The sequence below is a fragment of the Sporosarcina thermotolerans genome, from assembly GCF_030067815.1.
GTDB classification, from domain to species: Bacteria; Bacillota; Bacilli; order Bacillales_A; family Planococcaceae; genus Sporosarcina; species Sporosarcina thermotolerans.
Genome location: NZ_CP125968.1, coordinates 3,233,705 through 3,254,489, shown reverse-complemented (window position 1 = coordinate 3,254,489; position 20,785 = coordinate 3,233,705). Strand labels below are relative to the sequence as shown.

The window sequence follows — 20,785 nt, the reverse complement described above, 5'->3', positions numbered from 1 at the left end:
TTATAAGTCAAAAGTAATAGGTTGACAAGGGGGCCAGCCGCCGATTTTAAAAACTGCCACTCTTCATGACAGTGTGGCAGTTCCTAACTCTAATTCCTTCAATATAATTTCCTCATAGCCCAACTTACGAACGAGCTGCGTAATATGTGGCTGTTCGACACGTGCATCTTGCAATGCTTTTTCTTGTGCGAACGCATCACGGGTTGAACCGTCAAAAAGCATTTGCCCCTTGCTGAATATGATTGTCCTACCAAATGTATCTGCAACAAAATCCATGTCATGCAAAATGCAAATGACGAGTTTTCCTTTTTCATACAATGAATGGATGATTTCCTTTACTTTCGACTTGCCTTTAGAATCCTGTCCCATTGTCGGTTCGTCGAAAATGACGATATCTGTATCCATTGCAAGAATGGATGCCATTGCAACCATTTTACGTTCCGCGAGGCTAAGATCATATGGATTTTCTTCCTCTTTACCAGTTAGCCCTACAAGTTCAAGCATAGCTTTGGCATTGGCTAATGCAGTTTCTTTGGATTGGCCAATATTCAATGGACCAAACATCACTTCATCAAGCACTTTATTTTTAAAAATCTGGTCGTTCGGATTCTGGAAGATGAGACCGATATGCCTTGCCAATTTTGCGGCTGTTGAATCAGAAGTACGAGTGCCATTGACGTGGATTTCACCTTGTCGTGGGTTCAACAATCCCTTCAATAATTTCACAAACGTCGTTTTCCCAGCCCCGTTTTGGCCGATAATTGCGATAGGTTCGCCGCTCAACGTAACGTTCAAACCTTTAATGACATCATCCTCTTTACCATATCCGAAGTGGAGATTGCGGACGATTAATTCAGAAGTCTTTTGCGTACACTCAATGGGCTCTTCGTCGGCTTGAAATTGCAAATCCAGTTCCGTAGGCATCTCTTCCAATGTAGTCGGGTAAAGTCCCGTCTTTTCATTCCTCAAACCAAGAGCACGAGCAACCTTAACATACATAGGCGGTTCTACACCATAACTATCCAGATCGTCTCTGGAAAAGACTTCTGAAGGGGCTCCATCCTGGATTAACTTCCCTTCATGCATTAATAAAATCCGATCCGCATACGCGGCTAATTTCTCAAGTTTCTGTTCTACCATAATGATTGTCATTCCGCCCTCTGCAAGCTTTTCGACAACGCGGAACACTTCCTCGGCACCTTCGGGATCTAATTGTGAAGTCGGTTCGTCAAGGATGAGAATATCTGGATACATGGCAATGACACTTGCAATCGCCACCCGTTGCATTTGTCCCCCCACAATGAAAACGGGTTTTTATTCTGCAAATGATCAATATCAAGCAACTGCATCGTTTTTTCAATTCGCTTACGCATTTCATCACGTGGGACGCCATAATTCTCTAACCCGAATGCGATTTCATCATAGACCGTGAACTTGGCCCCGGTCATCTGGGAGAATGGGTTTTCAAAAACAAGTCCTACTTTTGCCGCGATATCGCTTATTTCATGCGATAAAATATCCATATCGCCAATTAAAACATCACCGCCATAAGCCCCTTTGAAAAAGTGGGGGACAAAGTCCGCAGAGTGCATAACATAATGTCGACTTGCCAGCTGTATTCATACCTGCAATCCCTATGAATTCTCCTTTTTGCACAGAAAATGAAACATCGTTCAACGCTAAATTGGAGCTATCAGGGTACTTATACTTCAAATTCCTAACGGTTAATGCATTCATAGAACGAACCTCCAAACGATTACAGATATAAAAATGACTGTCATTAAAATTTTCAACGACAGGCTATGACGATAGATTTCAGTTTCACGTAAATACGTTCTCTTTCCTTTTGCATTGAAACCACGTATTTCAAGCGCGATGGATCGCTCACGTGTTTCATTCAATGAATTTAAGACGACTGGTCCTAAAAGGGGAATGAACGATTTGAATCGTAACCATAATGTACCTTCTGTTTCCATGCCGCGGGCCCGTTGAGCATCTGTAATTTTACCGGTTAACGAGACCATTTGAGGAATGATTTGTAGTACGGAAAGCAGTACGTAGCCGAATCTTGGAGACAATCCTTTATGTAGCAACGCGTTAACTAAGTCATCCGGCTTCGTCGTTAAGATAAGAACTCCGAAAGCAGCGACCATATTGATAACGCGGAGGGCGATTAGAAATGCAATTGAAAAGCCTTCCTTATAGATGGAAATGGGACCAACTTCAAAGAGGACCGTAGCTCTGCTAGGATGAAAAAATCCTTGGACAATGATAATGGAAATGATCAATAGAAAACTAACACCAATAACCGGCAAAATGTATTTAAACACTTTGCCGGTAAGTAAAATAATGAATGTCGTTAAAAGGATCATTAAAACGGGTAGGTGGTTTGAAAGGATGTACGTCAATGTGATGGAAAAAAATGCGAATAATAGCTTTGTTAGTGGATCGACCGTATGAATCGGTGATTCCTTTTTCACATATAGAGTCATGTTGTTCATTTCAAAACCTCCTACATTCATTGATTAAAGCCGTTCAATTTCACCTGTATTGTCGTACATGTTTTTTACGTTTTTCGGTAACCCTTTAAAGATTAGGAAACTGAGTAGTACAGTAACGACTTTGTCCGGGACATCGACAACAACGCTATCCGCGAAGGATGCAAGCCAAAGGGGCATATCTTTTGCAAGCATTGTAGCGAATAATGCATCTCCCCAAACGTTTCCAGTCGTCCCTTCCCAGAACATGATGTTAAGTGGTGTTGATACTATTGCGGCAATGAAACCGACGACCAGACCAAGGACGATTGCTTTACCAGCATTCGAAATCCAACCTTTGTACGCCATGATTCCCGCGATTAACCCGATGACGGCTGAGGTGATCGCATAAACAAAAGAAACGGGACTTGTCGTAAATCCATAGACAACGTTATTTACAATACCTGATAGGGCGCCGACAATTGGACCCGCTAACATACTGGATAAGACGGTCCCAATGGAATCGACCCATAATGGCAGTTTAAGCAAGTCTGCAAATAATTTTCCTAAGTAATTGATACCGACCGCTGCTGGGATTAGGACTAACGCAGCAGTTGAGAGTTTAAATGACCACATACTTTTGCTCTTCATTCTCTTTTCTCCTTTGTAATCATGATAGTTGTCAAGACACATGTTAATACTAATCTATAATTAGGAATTAAGGAAGACGTTTTTGAAAAAAAAAAGACTAAGATCACCATTTGGGAGAAAATTCTTAGTCGTAAATTATATAGTTCTGCATTAGCCTATTAAAATTGGTATTCCTTCAATACGTTTTCAAGTTTCAATGCAAGTCCGATATTGCCTTTTACCTTTAATTTTCCCATCATAAATGACGCTGTCGAATTCAAGTTGCCGGCAAGCAATTTCTTGAAATCCCCAACTCTCATTTTTAAGGAGCAATCAACCTCGCCTGGATCCCCATTGATGATTTCGGCTTGACCGTCAGCGAATTTAAGTCCATACACGCCACCTTCATCCCCGGTTAATTCCAAAGAATAAGTTGTGTTCATCTCTTCGATGGGACCACGGTTTTCATTCAATTGATTGTCGATTTCAGTCCAAATTTCTTCCATGCTCATTTTTAGTAGATCCATACCAAACACCATCCCTTGAGTATAAGTGAGTGATTATTCATTCACTATACCATACACGTAACTTTCTGATAAGTATTTATGAATAAAAAAGCCTCGGGCATCATAGACCCGAGGCTTGAAAATTACCTTCCGATCGGCCAATCAAATGGCAATGATCCAGGAGGGGAGTGTTTTATAATATCAATTACTGGAATCGTATACGCGAATAGAATAAGAGCGATTGTGATTCCAATCCATAAATACCAGTTTTCAAGTATTTTAGGTGTCGGTTCTGCATCGACTTCCTCTTCAGCAACCGGGAATTCCTGAACTCCTTTTGGTGCGAAAAATGCAAGTTGGATGAAGATGTAAATCATTAGGATGATGCCGATGAAAAGAATCGTACCACCAACCGCCTGAGCTATTTGATAGCTGATCCATGATTCAACTTGTTCGCCTCCCATATAATTCGAGAAGTTGGAACGACGTGGACCGCCAAGGAGACCTTGGATATGCATGGCCGTCGACATAATTGTCATACCGACCGTCCAAATAATCGTTTGGACAATCCCTAATTTATTCAACTTTGGAGTCAATCTACGACCTGTCAAATGTGGAACAAGCCAGTATGCCATACCGAAATACGTTAGAATAACAGTTGTTGCAACAGTTAAGTGGAAATGCCCTGTAACCCAGATTGTATTATGAATAAGTGCGTTCATTTGGTGAGATGCGTTGACGATACCGCCTGCGCCACCCGGGATGAAAGCGACCATTCCGATGAACGGAGCAAGGAAACGTACATCTTTCCATGGTAAATGCTTTAACCAGCCGAATAGCCCTTTGTGACCTAATTTACGTCCTCTTGTTTCAAACGTACCGAAAATCGAGAAAGCTGTCATCAATGAAGGAATAACAACCATGAATGTTAGGACAACTTGGATGAATTTCCATGTTGGTCAATACCTGGTTCCGTTAATTGGTGATGGAACCCAACCGGAATCGAGAACAATAGTAATAGGATGAATGCCATTCTTGCAAGAGAATCACTGAATAACTTTCCACCAATAATTTTCGGGAGGATTGCATACCATGCCATGTAAGCAGGAAGCAACCAGAAATAAACAAGTGGGTGACCGAAATACCAGAATAATGTACGGCTAAGCAAGACATTGATCGTTGCAGCATATCCGAGTGACCAAGGGATGAATTGGACCAATACAGAAGTTGCTACACCAAGTGATGCGATAAACCACATTGCCATATTGATAGTGACCATGAATGCAAGCAATGGAGATTTCTGACCAGGATTGGCTTTTTTCCATACGTATAGCTGACGGAAATTAACGAATACAGCAATCCAGCTTCCGACTATAACCAATGCAAGACCAACGTAAAACGCAGGATGTGCCCGAAGTGGAGCATAGAATGTGTATAAAACATTCGCTTGACCGACTAAAATCGTAATTGCAGCCATAATTGTACCGACGAGCATTGTCCAGAACGCGATCCATGCCCATTTTTGCTGTTTTTCAGAGATGCCGACTGTTTTTCCATAAGCGCAAATTGGAAGCCGATGATGAAAAATGTTGTCATTACGAGACCTAAAATGACGCCGTGCACCGTTAGGATCGTGTAATAATTGATGCCGAACGGCAATTGAAATTGCCCTGACCTTGAAAGTGTCTGTAAAAGACCCATGAGGCCGCCAATAAGAAGCGATGCAAATGTCACATGCATGTATGACATGTAAAGACGGGATTCCTTCTTCGAGAAATTATAGTTTTTCAGCATCATTCATACACCTCCACGATTGCGAACATCTGATGATGACCGACTCCGCAATATTCATTACATACAACCGTGAACTCTCCTGCATTTTTCATGACAGTTTCAAGCCTACTCACGTGGCCCGGTTCTACCATCATGTTGACGTTCGTTCCTGCAACTTGGAATCCGTGAACGACGTCTTTAGTAGTAACCTGGAAAAGTACAGTGGAACCTTTTGGTACACGGATTCGTTTAACTGCTTTTCCGTCCGCGTCTGTTCCAAAATCATAGTTGAATGCTGAAGCAACGAGGTTAACAGTGTATTTTCCGTCCGCTACTTCACGAAGACCGAGGTTCTCTGGTTTAAATGCTTCATGTGCTTCGACATTTTGTGGATCGATAGTTTCAATATGGCTCTGCGGGTGTGTCCCTTTCCAGAATGCAGCAAATCCGATAACAAGTAAGAAAATGACGAGTGAAGCCATTCCGAATGTGAGCCAAATCTTTTCATATTTATGCAAATGCATCGATTTTCCTCCTAACTGATTTTATTATCTTGATAAAAACAACGCATAAGAGCCAAACCATAAAACAAGGATAAAGACACCAAGAAGCATGACGGATATAAAAGTACCTTTTAGATTAATTTCAGATTCTTTTTGTGTTGGCTGATTCTGCTTTTTATTTTTGTTAGTCATAGATTTCCACCCCCTACGCAGAAATTCGTTTTGCTCGTTGATACTTTCATCATAGACGCACGCCAAAAAGAAGGAATTAGGGAAATCCCTATGTATCTCGTATAGTGAAAAAGTTTCACACTTTGTACAAATGGAATTCAAAAAGTTGCCATAGTTATGGTATAGTGGTTTAAATTCGTGGGAGGAAGGAAAAGGAAGTCGTAGAGTGGTTCCAAAGGTTGAAAGTTGACCATACTGTTTCTGGAAATTACAATAAATAGGTAACAGCAAATTTATAATGAAAGTCGGTTGAGAACAAATGGTAAACTACAAACTTATTCAAGTTGAAAATCCTGAAAAGGGTGCTGATCAATTTTATCAGTTGATAAAAGAAGAACTTGAAAACGATCGACTTCATGTCCTTGGTTTAGCGACAGGAAGTACGATGATCCCTGTATATAAAAAGTTGACTGAATCCCAATTGGATTTTTCAAATGTAACGACGTTTAACTTAGATGAATATGTTGGCCTACAAGCCACAAGTCCGAATAGCTATGCGTTTTTTATGAACGATCATTTGTTTAGCAAAAAAGAATTCAAAGAAACGAATATTCCTAATGGGATGGCAGAAAACCTGGAAGAAGAGTGCAAGCGATATGAAGAGGCTTTGCAAAAAGCAGGTCTTGACATTCAATTATTGGGTGTAGGAGAAAATGGCCATATCGCATTCAATGAGCCGGGAACTTCTGCTGATTCTGTCACTCATGTTGCAGAATTGACTGACTCTACATTAGGTGTCAATAGCCAATACTTCGAAAACGATGAAAAAATCCCGAACACTGCACTGACAATGGGAATCGCATCGATTCTTAGTGCGAAGAAATTAGTGCTTCTTGCATTCGGAGAGAAGAAGCGTCCGGCGATTACAAAGTTCCTTGAGGGCAAAGTGGATCCTGACTGGACAATTACTTATTTACATGATCATAAAGATGTTACGATTATTACAGATTTAACTATCTAATTCTAACAGTAAAGCCGCATCTCCCCGTGGAGAATGCGGCTTTTTAGGCTTTTTAATCAAATATGACAAGCGTGTTGCAAATGTAAGTTTACATTATTTTTTGTAACTATACTGTTACGTAATTGTAATATAGGACGAGCATAGTTCATGGTAAAGTTATCTTAGATGATTATTCAGATAAATATAAAAAAACCTGGGGAACATATGAGAATCTTAACACGCATGCAAAAGCATTGTGCTATTTTTGCATTGTCATTTCTATTACTCGTCTCACCTTTCACTGGTCAAGCTGAAGCATCATCAATTGATTCAGCTGCGATATCACAAACGGCCACAAGTCTTAAAGGAATCAGATATGTATACGGCGGAACTACAAAAGCCGGTTTTGATTGCTCAGGCTATGTTCATTTCGTATTCAAGCAGCATGGAGTCAATCTATCTCGTTCGTCTTCAGCTCAGTACGCAACAGGAACAAAAGTTGAGAAAAGCGATCTTGTTGTTGGCGATTTGGTTTTCTTTAACACAACTGGCAAAGGCGTTTCGCATGTCGGCATCTATATCGGTGATGGAAAGTTTGCGCATGCTTCATCTTCCAAAGGCGTTCGTGTTGATAAGCTTAATGACCCGGCTTATTGGGGCAAAAAATATGTAGGCGCTAAACGCATTACTGGTGTCACAGATGTCGCGTCTAAATAATATATAACTAAACTTACCTATACGGCAGGTTCCTACGCGGAATCTGCTTTTTGTTTTGCTTACTAATATTGATTGCTTCGGTGAAAGAACGAGCGCATATGCGAAAGAACGAGCGGTTATGCGAAAGAACGAGCGGTTATACGAAAGAACGAGCGGTTATGCGAAAGAACGAGCGGTTATGCGAAAGAACGAGCGGTTATAGGAAAGAACGAGCGGTTATAGGAAAGAACGAGCGAATCGATAGCATAACAAACGGGTGAAGGAATATTTTCCTTCACCCGCTGTCATAGAGGGCAAATCAGACTGCCCTTTCTCTATAATTATTGCTCTGGTACACGAATAACCCACTTTGTGAAATCTGGATCCTCTTTTTGAACCATTTCCTTCGGATAGATGAACGTCCACGGTTTTGAAGTGTTTGCTTTCACTTCAAGCGGCGACAAATTGAACGAGCCGCGTGCTACGAGGTCACCTGTTGCGTCCAATAGCTCAAGTGGCAGCTTTTCAATGCTGATCTGCTTTGAATGACCGTTACGGATGAAGAGGGAGACTGCAATGCTGCCGTCATCCTGTTTCTTCACTTGGAAGCCCGCAAAGTTCACTTCACGAGGTTTTAACTTCGGCATCCGTTCAACGACTTTTTCAAGTGCGTCTTTCTGTTCAGCCGAGAGCCCATCTTCCCATGCTTGTTCAAGTTCAAGTTTATGTGGCACCATGGATTGTACGTTGAAAGCAAGCTTCCAATTCTCCTTAGGCGGTTCTTCCATGAATGTATTTTGCTTGGTGAAAACGAATACCCAAGGTCGTGCACTACGAGCCTGGATTTCACCTAATTCACTTAAATTGAATTCCTGGGAAGCAATCACTTCACCTTTATCATCCAATAAAAGCAATTCGACAGGTCCCATTGAAATCGCCTGATCCAGTGATGATCTGAAAAACGCCTTAACCAACCAGCTGCCGTCCGCTTTTTCGACATCGATATCGACGCCAGCGAGGGAAATCTGGTTTGGTTTTAATGGTTCAAGTTCATTGGATAGGAAACGGAATACATATTCCTGCTCTTGAGACAAAGCCCATTCTGGATGAAATGATAATTGCGTTTCGATATCATCCGTTTCATCAGATTGGACAGCGTTCTCTAAAATTTCCCCTGAATTGACAGTGCTGTCTGCCCCTGTTTTTTCAGTTTTCTTGAACATGGAAAAAAGTTTCATGATTCATCGGCCTCCTGTTGTTGTGAAATAAGCTTCATAAATCCGATTACCTCGGATGCGATACTGCGGCGCAGCTTTTGGTAATGTGTGGCGAATAGTTGCAGGCCTTCACGCTGATAAATCCGCATCGGGTCTTCTTGTCCGTAAGATCGTAAACCAATCCCTTCTTTCAGACGGGTCATCACTTCAAGATGTTTCACCCACATACTATCGATATGGCTCAACATTACTTGAGGGATGAGGTTGACGACTTCCTCATTATCAGCGAAAGAATCGACATAGGCAAACAGTTCATCAATCGGCTCTTTGTATAATTTCAGGATATCAGAAGGCTTTTCTACATTACGCGGCAGCGTAAGCGGCTTCAGTAAAAGGCTGTTCATCGTCCTTTCGATTCTATCGAAATCATAGTTGTCGACAGTTTCATTTTCAGGGCAACTGTCGTAAACGACAAATTCCACCGCTTCAGACACCATTGTTTTTAACTGGCTGAAAAGGTCTTCTTGTTCAAGAACTTTATCCCGTAATGAATAAAGAACACCGCGTTGGTCATTGATGACATCATCCAACTTCAAATTGTATTCGCGCATGGAGAAGTGGGCGCCTTCGACAATTCGTTGCGTACGCTCTGTCAATTCATTCACTTCCGGATTTTGAACAAGGCCATTTTCACCGGTTTTGACTTTTTTATTGAATTTCTCCAAATCATCTTTTGCGAAACGAGTAAACATTTCATCTTCAAGTGAGAGGAAGAACTGGCTTTCACCGTGGTCACCTTGACGTCCGGAACGACCGCGTAATTGGTTGTCGATTCGACGGCTTTCGTGCTTTTCCGTACCTAAGACGAAAAGTCCACCGATTTCCTCGACACCGTCACCAAGCACAATGTCAGTTCCGCGTCCAGCCATGTTCGTAGCTACCGTAATATGACCATATTGTCCTGCTTGTGAAATGAGGTCGACTTCCTGTTCAACGCTTTTTGCATTCAAAAGGTTATAGTCAAGCTTAAAGCGATCCAAATAATCGGCCACTTTTTCAGATTGCAAAATAGATGTAGTACCAACAAGAACGGGTTGTCCTTTTTCATGTCGCTTGGCAACTTCTTTTGCAACCGCTTCGTACTTCTGCTCAATCGTTTGGTACACCATATCTGGTGAATCAATACGAGCGCGCGGACGATTCGTTGGAATTTGGATAACTTCCATATTATATACTTCACGGAATTCTTTTTCCTGAGTCTTCGCAGTTCCTGTCATTCCGCTTAGCGTTGGGTACATCCGGAAATAGTTCTGAATCGTAATTTGGGCTTGTGCTTTATTTTCATCGGTGATGGGCAGACCCTCTTTTGCTTCAATCGCCTGGTGAAGGCCGTCCGAAAGCGTCCTTCCTTCCATAATTCGGCCAGTGAACATATCGACAAGCTCTACTTTTTCATCTTTCACGATATAATCGACATCGCGTTTGAAAATGACATATGCGCGAACTGCTTGGATCATGTAATGATAGAGTGTTTGGTGTTCCAAATCATATAGATTATCGATGCCAAACGCCTTTTCAACCTTCTCGATGCCTTCCTCAGTCAATGAAGTAGCTTTTGTTTCATCGTCGAATTCAAAATCCACGCCCTTTTTGAAACGCTTAGCAAGTCTTGCGGCGATAAAATGAAGATCCGCATCTGCCTGCATTTTGCCGGCGACAATCAAAGGTGTTTTCGCTTCATCAATCAGAACGCTGTCGACTTCATCGATAATCGCAAAATGGTATGGACGCTGAACTTTATCTGCCGTATGACGCACCATATTATCGCGAAGATAGTCGAATCCAAACTCCGTGCCGACTCCGTATGTGATGTCGGACATATACGCATCCTGCTTTTCGGGCCCTTGCATCATCGGTACATTTAAACCGACAGTCAGTCCAAGGAAGCGATGAATTTGACCGATTTGATCATAATCTCGTTTAGCAAGATAATCATTGACGGTAATAACGTGGACACCTTTTCCTTCGAGAGCTCTTAAATAGGAAGGAAGTGAAGCAACAAGTGTCTTTCCTTCACCTGTCGGCATCTCTGCTATATTTCCTTCGGCTAATACCATTCCGCCGATTAGTTGCACATCGAAGTGGCGCATGTCCAAGATTCGTTTCGAGGCTTCACGCACAACTGCAAAAGCCTCTGGAAGGATATCATGGACGGTTTCACCGTTTTGAAGTTGCTCTTTAAATACTGTAGTCATATTTGCAAGTTCTTCGTCAGTGAAGCCTTCGTATTTTGATTCTAAATTATTTATGTGTTGAACAACTTTACGGTATTTGCGAAGCTGTCTTTCACTAGTTTGATTTGAACGCTTAAAAAATGATAACATGTAATGGATGCTCCTTTGTCTAATCCCTCTTTAAGGATACGTCTATTTTATCAAAGTATATCTGAAATGACTACCACAAGGGAGAAATCAAACATTACGCACGATACGAAGCCGCTTAAATGTTCGTTTATAGTTTGAGTTAAATTAAAATAGGGTATGGAAGTCTATGTTTTTGCAAACTTGGATGCTTTCCCTATCTAAACGTGCTATAATACGTTTGGCTATCTAAATTTGTTTTATTCGGGGAGGAAGGACATGTTATTCCTTGCAATGGCTGCTGCATTCGTAGCTTCCATCATACTAACTCCACTTGTCATAAAGTTTGCATTCCGAATCGGGGCAGTCGATCATCCCAATTATAGGAAAGTGCATGCGTCCGTCATGCCGCGTATCGGCGGGGTCGCAATTTTTGGCGCTTTCGCTGTCGGCTATTTATTATTACGTCCTGAAGATGAGCATGCAATTGGAATTCTTGTTGGAGCACTTATCATTATCATAACTGGATTTTTGGATGATATGCTTGATATCACCGCTAAGGCTAAGTTACTTGGCCAATTGGCTGCTTCTATTGTAGTTGTCGCTTGGGGCGGTTTACAAATCGAATTCATTAACTTACCATTTTTCGGTCCTTTTGATTTTGGATACTTAAGTATTCCAATTACAATCATTTGGATTGTTGGCATAACTAACGCTATTAATCTAATTGATGGCTTGGATGGTCTTGCTGCTGGCGTTTCTACGATTGCTCTCATATCTATTACTGTGATGGCTGTAATCATGGGAGACATGTTCGTTGTCGCGACTGCTGCTATCTTGGCTGCAAGCTCACTTGGCTTCCTGTTCTATAATTTCCAGCCCGCGAAAATTTTTATGGGGGATACAGGGGCATTATTCCTTGGTTACATGATTGCAGTATTAGCATTATTAGGGTTTAAGAATGTTGCAGTCGTTTCGTTGGTCATCCCAATCATCATGTTAGGTGTACCAATTTCGGACACATTCTTTGCGATTGTTCGTCGTTTAAGGATGAAACAACCGATTTCAGCACCAGATAAATCGCATTTACATCATTGTCTGTTGAGAGCAGGGTTCTCCCACAGACAGACTGTTCTTATTATTTACGGACTTGCTATTCTATTCGGTGTTGCGGCTGTACTTTTCTCACAGGCAACGGTCTGGGGCGCAATCGTACTTATCGCCGTCATGCTCCTTGCAATTGAGCTTTTCGTCGAAGTCATTGGCCTGGCCGGAACAAATTATCGTCCTATATTGAACCTTGTTCGTATGATTGGAAAATAAATAATACTATATAGAACGGTGGTATGCGAATGATGCATATCATCGTTCTTTTTTATTGGAATGAAACAAAAATGGGGATCGATTGTTTGTCGCGGGTGGTTATCTGTCACTTTCACAAATTTATCGGTCACTTGCCGGGGGTTATCGGTCACTATCGCAAAGATATCGGTCACTTGCTGCGAGTTATCGGTCACTTCACGAAATATCGTCGTTTCATGACCTTCGACCTATCTGGATTATATTTTGTTCCAACAAAAAACACCCAGCTGAATAGAATCAGCGGGATGTTTTTTCATTTTATATCTTCACTGCCATCAGCACTTTCATCTGTTGCCCCGTAAATGTCTGAACTGCCATCAGTTAAATTCGAAGAATCCGGGATGAGTCCAAGATGGGCTTTCAATAACTGTTTTACATTTTCCAGGTCGGTTTGATCCAACTGATAATAATAGGGACCTTTTGAATAATCATCATAGCCTTTTAAGTTAATCGTATCGATTTTGGGCATACCACCTTTTGCATATTCCCAGAACGATGTCATCACACCAAAGGTCATGTCAGTTTTCATATTATCTCCGACAGCCTCGATGACATCTCCATACTTCCCGATCGATTTCACTGAAGCCGTTTCTTTGATGATTGCTTGCAAAATCATTTGTTGGCGCTTTCCACGTTCAAGATCGCTATCAAGCTTACGTGTGCAGCTAATGCAAGAGCATGTCGACCGTCAAGCACATGAAGTCCTTTTTTCAATTGAATGGTGTTTTTATCATTTTCGTCTTTTTCCAGTCTGTTATATGGTACTTCGACTTCAATACCGCCTAATGCATCAACAACTTCGATAAACGCATTGAAATTCATCTTCACATAATAATCGATTGGAATGTCTAACAATTCCTCGACTGTTTCGATTGCTGCATGAGTTCCTCCGAAAGCATGAGCATGGTTGATCCGATCTTTATATCCGACTTTCGGGATGTAGACGTAAGAGTCCCGAGGGATGCTTAATAATTTTACGGATTTTTCTTCCACATTGAAGGTTGCAACAAGAAGTGCATCGGAGCGGCCTCTTGCTTCCATCCGAGTATCATTTTCATCTACACCGATTAATAAAATGGATACGTTATCCCTCGACGGCTTAACCTTGGAATTACCTCTTAATTCGGATTTCGATGTAGTAGGAACCGCTTCATATGCATTTTCGACGGCTTGTTCAGCCTTCTGACGCAATGAAAGCGCGTAGGAAGCTATTACAAGCAATGCGGTCAACGAAACTAATAGACCTATTTTGACGGCAATACGAGTCTTTGACGTCGCTTTCTTCATTTTTTTAAATTCTTTTCTTTTCATATTTAAGCCTCCACCGGGCTAAGGAATTTTCTTAGCAATTTTAATCTTTTAGTTAGTATGCGCAAAAGTCTACGTGTAACTTAGTTGCAATAAATGTAATCATTCGTCAACTTTCACCATTATACTATTAAATTCGGTTGTCGTATACTATTATCAGACTTCAAATTCAAGGAATGTATTAGATTCAGTGGATATCTCGGCTTGGCCGTTTGTTAAATCTGTTATCCATTCGATAAATTCATTGGAATGATCAGTCGGTACGTATAGCAGTAAGCTGACGTCTTCCTCATATAGAATCTCTTTTAATGGATAAGGAGATTGCCTAACTTCATTCTCAACTTTTCCAAGCCAAGTGTAATCGATGGAAACTTTCATTAACTGATGCAGCTTTCGTTCAACTACACCGGTTGCGGCTATTCCTTCGGTTGTGGCCCGGCCATACGCCCGAATTAGTCCGCCGCCGCCTAATTTGATGCCTCCGAAATAGCGAGTTACTACAACTGCAGTATCTTTCAATCCTTGTTTTTTCAGGACTTCAAGCATCGGAAAACCAGCTGTTCCTGATGGTTCTCCGTCATCATTCGCTTTTTGAATCTGGTCATGCTCCCCGATAATATAGGCTGAACAGTTGTGTGTCGCTGTATGGTGCATCTTTTTGATCTCTTGTATGAAATCCAATGCTTCCTCTTCCGTCTCTACCCGTCTGACATATGTGAGGAATTTAGATTTTTGTATGACGAGTTCACTTTCGCCGGACAATTTGACTGTTTTGTAATCCGCTCTCATTTGCAGCACCCCTATCACTTGTAATACAATCTTAATATGTATTCAGTTTTATGATGATATAATAATAAAGTGTATTCGTTATTAAAGAATACTGCAACATTGCTACATAGTGGCCTGGATGGGAGTGTTAAAATTGGCAGAGAATACCATGGATATCCAACGTTTGGAAAGTATCTTCGATAATATGGTTAATGTGATGGATAAATCCAAAAATGATATTTTCTCTATTAGCGAGCAAAGCCGCCTAACCTTCCAGGAGATGCAGACTGAAATTGCACTTATTAAAGAAGAGATTTCCCGGGTAATCGATGAAGGAGATAATTTAGAGGATTTGACACGGCATTCTCGGAGAAGACTTGCGGATGTATCGAAGAACTTTATGAATTACTCCGAGGAAGAAGTGCGAAAGGCTTATGAGACTGCGAATGATCTGCTTGTAAGGTTATCTATCAACCGGATGGAGGAAAAGCAATTACGTGCACGCCGGGACGATCTTGATCGGCGAATAGCAGCTCTATTAGAGACAATTGATAAAGCTGATCACCTTATTAATCAGGTAACTACAGTCATTTCGTATTTGACTTCCGATTTGAAAAAGGTTGGTGAAGCGTTAGAAACGGCACGAAAGAAACAGGAGTTCGCTGTTCAGATTATCCAGGCACAAGAGGAAGAACGAAAACGCCTTTCCCGGGATATTCACGACGGTCCAGCTCAGATGCTCGCCAATGTTCTGCTTCGTTCTGGACTTATTGAAAAGACCTTTACCGAAAGAGGTCCCAATGAAGCGATATCCGAGCTTCACTCATTAAAGGAAATGGTAAGAAATGCCCTTCTTGAAGTGCGTCGTATCATTTATGACCTACGTCCCATGGCGCTTGATGATTTAGGGTTAATACCGACACTACGAAAGTATTCCCAAACGACCATGGAATATGAGAAAGGTACTACAATTCACTTCGTGAATAATGGCAGCGAGCGGCGCTTGGAGCCGAATTTTGAAGTGTCGACTTTTCGACTTGTTCAGGAATGCATTACCAACGCCCTTAAACATGGTAAATCAAGGGATGTATGGGTGAAAGTTGAATGGCTTCGTGATACAATGAACATTGTAGTGAAAGATAATGGAAAAGGCTTTGACGTAAATCAATCTAAAGAGAAATCATTCGGTATTATTGGGATGCGGGAGCGCATTGAATTGCTGAAAGGTGAAATGAAAATTATTTCAAGCGTAGGCAATGGTACTACAGTGTTATTCCGTATTCCGTTACAGGAAAATATAATTGTTGAAAAGGGTATTGGGAGGGAATGAAAATGACCAAAATTTTAATTGTGGATGACCATCAGCTTTTCCGAGAAGGTGTTAAGCGTATTCTCGATTTCGAAGACTCATTCGAAGTAGTGGGAGAGGGGGACGATGGCTCTGAAGTGGCTGAACTTTACAGACGCTTTGAACCAGACGTCGTATTAATGGATATCAACATGCCGGGAATGAATGGCGTAGAGGCAACAGAAAAGGTTAAAAACGAATTCCCGGACGCGAAAATTATCATTCTCTCCATCCATGATGATGTTCATATGTATCGCATGCGTTGAAGTCAGGCGCACTTGGCTATATGCTGAAGGAAATGGACGCTGACGCTATCGTCCAAGCCATCAAGGTCGTAGCGGCTGGAGGTTCATACCTACATCCGAAAGTGACTCGCAATCTTGTTGCGGAATACCGTCGTCTCAGCGAACGAGAACATAAAGGATACTTCCATCAAAATGACATTCGCCGTCCGCTTCATTTATTGACAAGACGTGAATGTGAAGTATTACAATTGTTGACGGATGGACAAAGCAACCGTACAATTGGGGAAACGCTTTTCATCTCTGAAAAAACTGTGAAAAACCACGTATCCAGCATCTTGCAAAAGATGAGTGTCAACGACCGTACTCAGGCAGTTGTCACTGCAATCAAAAACGGCTGGGTTGAAGTTAAGTAATATTAATTGGTATGATAAAGGGGCCTTTTAAAGGGTCCCTTTTTTAATGTTAGGAGGAGTAGTATGAAGAAAAATGTACTGATTTACTTGGCTTTAGCGCTTGTTCTTATTCTTGGGGCATGTTCTAATAAGGAAAATTCCACTGGTGGTTCTGTAAGTGATGGTGAAACGGTTGGTGGCTTTGGTTCGATTGATCACGGGGTAGATGAAAATAAGGTTGGTTTTAATATGTTGGGCGGTTCGATTGAAGAGGCGACGAATGTTCCTTCTGCGGAGAAGGATCTTATTATAAAGTCTTTTGAGACGTATATGCATGCTTTTAATAATCAGGATGTTGATGAATATATGAGTGTTCTTTCTAAAAATCCTAAGAGTTTTACAATTGATGAAGAGCGGGTTTATATTGAGGGTGTTTTTAAGGAGTACGCATTGAGCCGTGAAGCGTCGGATATTACGGTTGTTAAGTATGATGAGGATACGAATGAGGCTCAAGTTTTTGCGAATTTGTTTACTTCGATGAAGCAGAAGTCGACGGGTCTTGAGACGAAGCGTAATGGTCGTCAGGTGACTGTTTTCGCGAAAGAGGATGGGGAATGGAAGGTCACTTCAGTTTATTATATGGAGGATCAGAAGTAAGCAATAAGTTGATTTGCGCTTCGGGCGGACGCTTTCCGTGGGGCGCGGGTGAGCCTCCTCGTCCGCGACGCTTCGCTTTGCTCCCTGCGGGGTCTCACCATTCGCGCTTAATCCCACAGGAGTCGCCGCCCTACGCTTCAATCAACGGTGACTGCTTTTAATAAATTATTTTTTTGAATAAAACATAAGAACGAGTCCATCATTAAATTAAATGGTGGGCTCGTTTTTTATTTCCAAAATCGCATAAATTCCTTTAAATACTCATAAAACAATTGAAACACGCTTTAACGCTGTTAAAAGCTTATAAATCGCGCAAAATACGCACAAATCCCCGCAAAAGTCCATAAATCTCCCGAAACACGCATAAAGCGCGCAGCTACCTCACTCATTCTCCGCTGCGGATAAAATTACCTTCCGGCCTGTGTTGCATTTTCCGAATTTAAGTCATATAATAAGAACAAACGTTCCTTTTGAGAGGAGGAGAAAGTGATGCCTTTAATTCCTGGGAAGGCATTGCCTTATTTTGAAAATATGATTTATCTGCCGATGCTTTTAATTGTATTGCAACGTGATCGGGAGCTGCTTGAAAAGGGCCCGTTCAAATTGAAGGGCCCTTATCTTAAAATTATTGATGCTACGATGACACAGGTTCAAAGCGAGTTGCAAGAAACGAAATTTTATCTGAGACGCCATGATATGAAAGTAATCCGTAAGGACAGGGATAGTATGTTTACGGAATACATTTTTATCAATGGTGGCTATGAAGATCATCGCCGGTATTTGAATGTCCGTCTAAGAAACAGGACGGAAGAATTATTGGATTCGTATTTCACAAGGATGGGAAATTATTCGGCCTCTCATTAGCCGGGAAAAAGAAAAATGAACGGTTTGCCATTTCTCGTTTCTTTAGGAAATCTTTTTCGATCATTCTTGCCAAGGCGAATTGGCGATACAGGGTGGGGCTGAGATTTCCGTTTTGAATTTTTGTCCATTATCAAAATAAACGGAAGTGCCTAAGCCGTCAGTGCTGAAAAGATCGATTGCATGGTACGCAATCCATACATTTTGGTCTGACTGAGGTGATAGTGTTGGTAGGAAGATGTATGGTAAGCCATAAGAGTTTGCCAACAAAATGGGCGATTTTTGTCTGTTATTCCCGAATAACACTTTAGATGCCTTCAAGGTGGTTTCATAATCAGAACCATATTCGGCGCAAGAACGGCTCACAATATGTAACGGTTTTTTCGGAACGATCAACGTCTTCTCCCGCTCGATGACTCTTGTGAAGATTTTGTTGCCTGCATTTTCGGTGCCAATACGAAGGTCTTTTCTGTAATGATGTATCTCGTGGTTAACTCATTATTGATCGGTAATTCCCCCTTTTTCGTCAAAATCTCTGTCTATCCCGTCCACTTTATAGTATAGGATAAATAAAATAATAGCAATCAATTGGTGCGATAATTTGAATTATTTATTCAAAACTAACAATTACGCAGTGAAAAAGGACACCCTTCTCAAATTGGGGTGTCCTTGTAGATGTTAATTATCCAATTTTTCTTAAACAGTTTGATAGTCTAATGCGGCCGCGCCGAGTGTCTTCGCTGCAAGTAACATCGCTTGTTCATCAAAATCGAATTTCGGATGATGGTGTGGGTAAGGGGTAGCCGGTTGTGCTCCTGTGAAGAAGAATGTTCCGGGAACCTTTTCCAAATAATATGCGAAATCCTCTCCGCCCATATGTGGCTTGCTTTCGATGACCGCGTCAACACCTGGGATTTGCTCAGCAACTTCTTTTAGGAATTCAGTCTCCGCTTTATGGTTCACGACGGCAGGGTAGCCGCGGAAATAGTCGAATTTGATTTCACAGTCGTGGGTGATAGCAGTTCCTTCTACGACACGCTTCATTTCCCGTTCCATCAAATCACGAATTTCCGGGTTGAAGGAACGGACGGTACCGCCAAGTTTGGCAGAGTCCGCGATTACGTTGAAGGCATTGTCGGCGATGAAAGAGCCAACGGAAAGTACAGCGGACTCAATCGGATTGACACGTCTCGACACAAGCTGCTGAAGGTTTATGACAAGCTGCGCTCCAATAACTACCGCGTCTTTCGTCTGATGAGGAGATGCCCCGTGTCCACCTGCCCCTTGGATTGTTATTTCGAATCGGTCGGCAGCCGCCATGACTGGTCCTGTTAAGTATTCAATCGTTCTTAATGGAGTACCCGACCAGAGATGGGTACCGAAGATTGCATCGACGCCTTCGAGACATCCGTCCTCAATCATTGAAATGGCGCCACCTGGAGCATATTCCTCTGCGTGTTGGTGGATAAACACATATTCCCCTGCAAGATCTTCCTGCATTTCATGGATGGCTTTCGCCAATTGCAATAATGCAGCGGTATGTCCATCGTGGCCGCACGCATGCATGACGCCTGGTACTGTGGATTTATAAGGAACATCTTTTTCATCCTGGATTGGCAATGCATCAAAATCAGCACGCAATGCAACCGTCTTTCCTGGACGAGCCCCTTTGATGCGAGCCACTACTCCGTTGCCGCCAACACCTGTTTGAACATCGACCCCAAGATCGGTGTAGAAATCATGGATATATTGTGCAGTTTTCTCTTCCTGAAATGATAATTCCGGATGCATATGCAGATGTCTGCGGATGATCACCATATCTTCAAAGCTACGGTCCAGCTTTTCGAACAATCGCCCATTCATTCGATAACCCCTCTCAAAAACGTATTTTCTATACATTCGTAATTATAACAATACGTTTCGGGACCCGCAATATGTCTAACTGCTCCGCTTTTGCTGATAGATGCTTATCGTTCGCCGCTATCCTCTTTCTTTGCAATAAATGTAGTAATATAGGGAGCGCTTGAAAAAATATGCGTCGTACTATTTGCAAACTCCTTATTATCAATCATTTGATGGGAATTCTTATACGACGATGTGTTTTTCCAAAGGTCGAAGTCCGAAGCCTCTTCCCATTCCGTCATAATGACATATGTGTCCGAACCAATCGGGCGAAGTAGGCGGAAGGCAACGAACCCCGGTTGGGACTCGATTTCTTCATTTAAAGAAGAGAAACGATGTTCGAAAACAGGACGCCCCTCATCAGTGATTGTGACATTATTGCAGACAAAAAAGCCTTCATCTTTAAGATTGCCGGTTGAACTGATGACTTCATAACGTCTTGGTGTTTGGAATAATGACTTCGCCTCTGTTTCATGTAAAAGTAGCGACTGTCCGCCACCGTGCATGAGGATCATTCCCTTATCTTTATAGCGTTGTTGAAGTTTCTCCATAAAGTCCTTCGTTCCGGATGTCAAATACAAATTCATTCCCAAATCCTCCTCTACTATA

The 20,785-nt window shown here is 41.8% G+C and carries 22 protein-coding genes and 2 pseudogenes; 7 read left to right on the top strand and 17 right to left on the bottom strand.

What is annotated here, in order from left to right; translation table 11 throughout:
- Nucleotides 1-63: 63 nt before the first annotated feature.
- The 9 genes and pseudogenes from QNH10_RS18295 to QNH10_RS18255 form a co-directional block, all read right to left on the bottom strand.
- The gene (locus QNH10_RS18295; RefSeq protein WP_283732705.1) at nucleotides 64-1,287 is read right to left on the bottom strand and encodes an ATP-binding cassette domain-containing protein; all 1,224 of its coding nucleotides are present in this window, start codon (nucleotides 1,285-1,287) and stop codon (nucleotides 64-66) included.
- Nucleotides 1,209-1,592: an ATP-binding cassette domain-containing protein gene (locus QNH10_RS18290; RefSeq protein ID WP_283734716.1), complete on the bottom strand. Its 384-nt coding sequence runs from the start codon at nucleotides 1,590-1,592 to the stop codon at nucleotides 1,209-1,211. Before QNH10_RS18290 ends, QNH10_RS18295 begins: the two co-directional genes overlap by 79 nt.
- Entirely contained in the window at nucleotides 1,540-1,737 is a 198-nt protein-coding gene (locus QNH10_RS18285) for an ATP-binding cassette domain-containing protein (RefSeq protein WP_283732704.1), read from the bottom strand. The genes QNH10_RS18290 and QNH10_RS18285 overlap by 53 nt, the downstream gene beginning before the upstream one ends.
- The gene (locus QNH10_RS18280; protein WP_283732703.1) at nucleotides 1,734-2,501 is read right to left on the bottom strand and encodes an energy-coupling factor transporter transmembrane component T family protein; all 768 of its coding nucleotides are present in this window, start codon (nucleotides 2,499-2,501) and stop codon (nucleotides 1,734-1,736) included. Before QNH10_RS18280 ends, QNH10_RS18285 begins: the two co-directional genes overlap by 4 nt.
- Before the next feature lie 24 nt (nucleotides 2,502-2,525).
- The gene (locus QNH10_RS18275; RefSeq protein WP_283732702.1) at nucleotides 2,526-3,128 is read right to left on the bottom strand and encodes an ECF transporter S component; all 603 of its coding nucleotides are present in this window, start codon (nucleotides 3,126-3,128) and stop codon (nucleotides 2,526-2,528) included.
- Between the two features lie 158 nt (nucleotides 3,129-3,286).
- Nucleotides 3,287-3,634, bottom strand: coding sequence for an SCP2 sterol-binding domain-containing protein (locus tag QNH10_RS18270; RefSeq protein WP_283732701.1), 348 nt, complete (start codon nucleotides 3,632-3,634; stop codon nucleotides 3,287-3,289).
- A gap of 122 nt (nucleotides 3,635-3,756) precedes the next feature.
- Nucleotides 3,757-5,410: pseudogene (locus QNH10_RS18265) on the bottom strand (b(o/a)3-type cytochrome-c oxidase subunit 1).
- The gene (locus tag QNH10_RS18260; protein WP_283732700.1) at nucleotides 5,407-5,910 is read right to left on the bottom strand and encodes a cytochrome c oxidase subunit II; all 504 of its coding nucleotides are present in this window, start codon (nucleotides 5,908-5,910) and stop codon (nucleotides 5,407-5,409) included. Before QNH10_RS18260 ends, QNH10_RS18265 begins: the two are co-directional and overlap by 4 nt.
- A gap of 24 nt (nucleotides 5,911-5,934) precedes the next feature.
- The gene (locus QNH10_RS18255; protein ID WP_283732699.1) at nucleotides 5,935-6,081 is read right to left on the bottom strand and encodes a cytochrome c oxidase subunit 2A; all 147 of its coding nucleotides are present in this window, start codon (nucleotides 6,079-6,081) and stop codon (nucleotides 5,935-5,937) included.
- A gap of 298 nt (nucleotides 6,082-6,379) precedes the next feature.
- On the opposite strand from QNH10_RS18255, the gene nagB reads away from it, so the two are divergent.
- Nucleotides 6,380-7,081: a glucosamine-6-phosphate deaminase gene (gene nagB, locus QNH10_RS18250; protein WP_283732698.1), complete on the top strand. Its 702-nt coding sequence runs from the start codon at nucleotides 6,380-6,382 to the stop codon at nucleotides 7,079-7,081.
- Between the two features lie 204 nt (nucleotides 7,082-7,285).
- Nucleotides 7,286-7,777, top strand: coding sequence for a C40 family peptidase (locus tag QNH10_RS18245; RefSeq protein ID WP_283732697.1), 492 nt, complete (start codon nucleotides 7,286-7,288; stop codon nucleotides 7,775-7,777).
- A 320-nt stretch (nucleotides 7,778-8,097) separates the two neighbouring features.
- Here the strand turns inward: QNH10_RS18245 and QNH10_RS18240 are convergent, their stop codons facing one another.
- Entirely contained in the window at nucleotides 8,098-8,994 is an 897-nt protein-coding gene (locus tag QNH10_RS18240) for an accessory Sec system S-layer assembly protein (RefSeq protein WP_283732696.1), read from the bottom strand.
- Nucleotides 8,991-11,357, bottom strand: coding sequence for an accessory Sec system translocase SecA2 (gene secA2, locus QNH10_RS18235; protein ID WP_283732695.1), 2,367 nt, complete (start codon nucleotides 11,355-11,357; stop codon nucleotides 8,991-8,993). Before secA2 ends, QNH10_RS18240 begins: the two co-directional genes overlap by 4 nt.
- Nucleotides 11,358-11,612: 255 nt before the next feature.
- Between secA2 and QNH10_RS18230 the strand changes: the two genes are divergently transcribed.
- Complete coding sequence (locus QNH10_RS18230) at nucleotides 11,613-12,656, top strand: glycosyltransferase family 4 protein (protein WP_283732694.1); 1,044 nt, start codon at nucleotides 11,613-11,615, stop codon at nucleotides 12,654-12,656.
- Nucleotides 12,657-12,948: 292 nt separating this feature from the next.
- On the opposite strand, the gene QNH10_RS20850 is transcribed toward QNH10_RS18230, so the two are convergent.
- The 3 genes from QNH10_RS20850 to QNH10_RS18215 form a co-directional block, all read right to left on the bottom strand.
- A complete protein-coding gene (locus QNH10_RS20850; RefSeq protein ID WP_347177921.1) occupies nucleotides 12,949-13,311 on the bottom strand; it encodes an LCP family glycopolymer transferase in 363 nt (120 codons plus the stop codon).
- Nucleotides 13,308-14,006 (bottom strand): LCP family protein, encoded by a 699-nt coding sequence (locus QNH10_RS18220; protein WP_347177920.1) that lies wholly within the window; start codon nucleotides 14,004-14,006, stop codon nucleotides 13,308-13,310. Before QNH10_RS18220 ends, QNH10_RS20850 begins: the two co-directional genes overlap by 4 nt.
- A 153-nt stretch (nucleotides 14,007-14,159) precedes the next feature.
- Nucleotides 14,160-14,792 (bottom strand): YigZ family protein, encoded by a 633-nt coding sequence (locus QNH10_RS18215; protein ID WP_283732692.1) that lies wholly within the window; start codon nucleotides 14,790-14,792, stop codon nucleotides 14,160-14,162.
- A 148-nt stretch (nucleotides 14,793-14,940) separates the two neighbouring features.
- Between QNH10_RS18215 and QNH10_RS18210 the strand changes: the two genes are divergently transcribed.
- From QNH10_RS18210 to QNH10_RS18195, 4 genes and pseudogenes are all read left to right on the top strand, one after another.
- Entirely contained in the window at nucleotides 14,941-16,101 is a 1,161-nt protein-coding gene (locus tag QNH10_RS18210) for a sensor histidine kinase (protein WP_381426413.1), read from the top strand.
- 2 nt (nucleotides 16,102-16,103) lie between these two features.
- Nucleotides 16,104-16,777: pseudogene (locus tag QNH10_RS18205) on the top strand (response regulator).
- 63 nt (nucleotides 16,778-16,840) lie between these two features.
- Nucleotides 16,841-17,413: a nuclear transport factor 2 family protein gene (locus QNH10_RS18200; RefSeq protein WP_283732690.1), complete on the top strand. Its 573-nt coding sequence runs from the start codon at nucleotides 16,841-16,843 to the stop codon at nucleotides 17,411-17,413.
- Between the two features lie 489 nt (nucleotides 17,414-17,902).
- The gene (locus QNH10_RS18195) at nucleotides 17,903-18,277 is read left to right on the top strand and encodes a YhjD family protein (RefSeq protein ID WP_283732689.1); all 375 of its coding nucleotides are present in this window, start codon (nucleotides 17,903-17,905) and stop codon (nucleotides 18,275-18,277) included.
- Nucleotides 18,278-18,337: 60 nt separating this feature from the next.
- Here the strand turns inward: QNH10_RS18195 and QNH10_RS18190 are convergent, their stop codons facing one another.
- The 3 genes from QNH10_RS18190 to QNH10_RS18180 form a co-directional block, all read right to left on the bottom strand.
- Entirely contained in the window at nucleotides 18,338-18,688 is a 351-nt protein-coding gene (locus QNH10_RS18190) for a competence protein ComK (RefSeq protein ID WP_488199571.1), read from the bottom strand.
- Between the two features lie 282 nt (nucleotides 18,689-18,970).
- Complete coding sequence (locus tag QNH10_RS18185; protein ID WP_283732687.1) at nucleotides 18,971-20,137, bottom strand: M20 metallopeptidase family protein; 1,167 nt, start codon at nucleotides 20,135-20,137, stop codon at nucleotides 18,971-18,973.
- 104 nt (nucleotides 20,138-20,241) lie between these two features.
- The gene (locus tag QNH10_RS18180) at nucleotides 20,242-20,763 is read right to left on the bottom strand and encodes an antibiotic biosynthesis monooxygenase family protein (RefSeq protein ID WP_283732686.1); all 522 of its coding nucleotides are present in this window, start codon (nucleotides 20,761-20,763) and stop codon (nucleotides 20,242-20,244) included.
- Nucleotides 20,764-20,785: the final 22 nt, after the last annotated feature.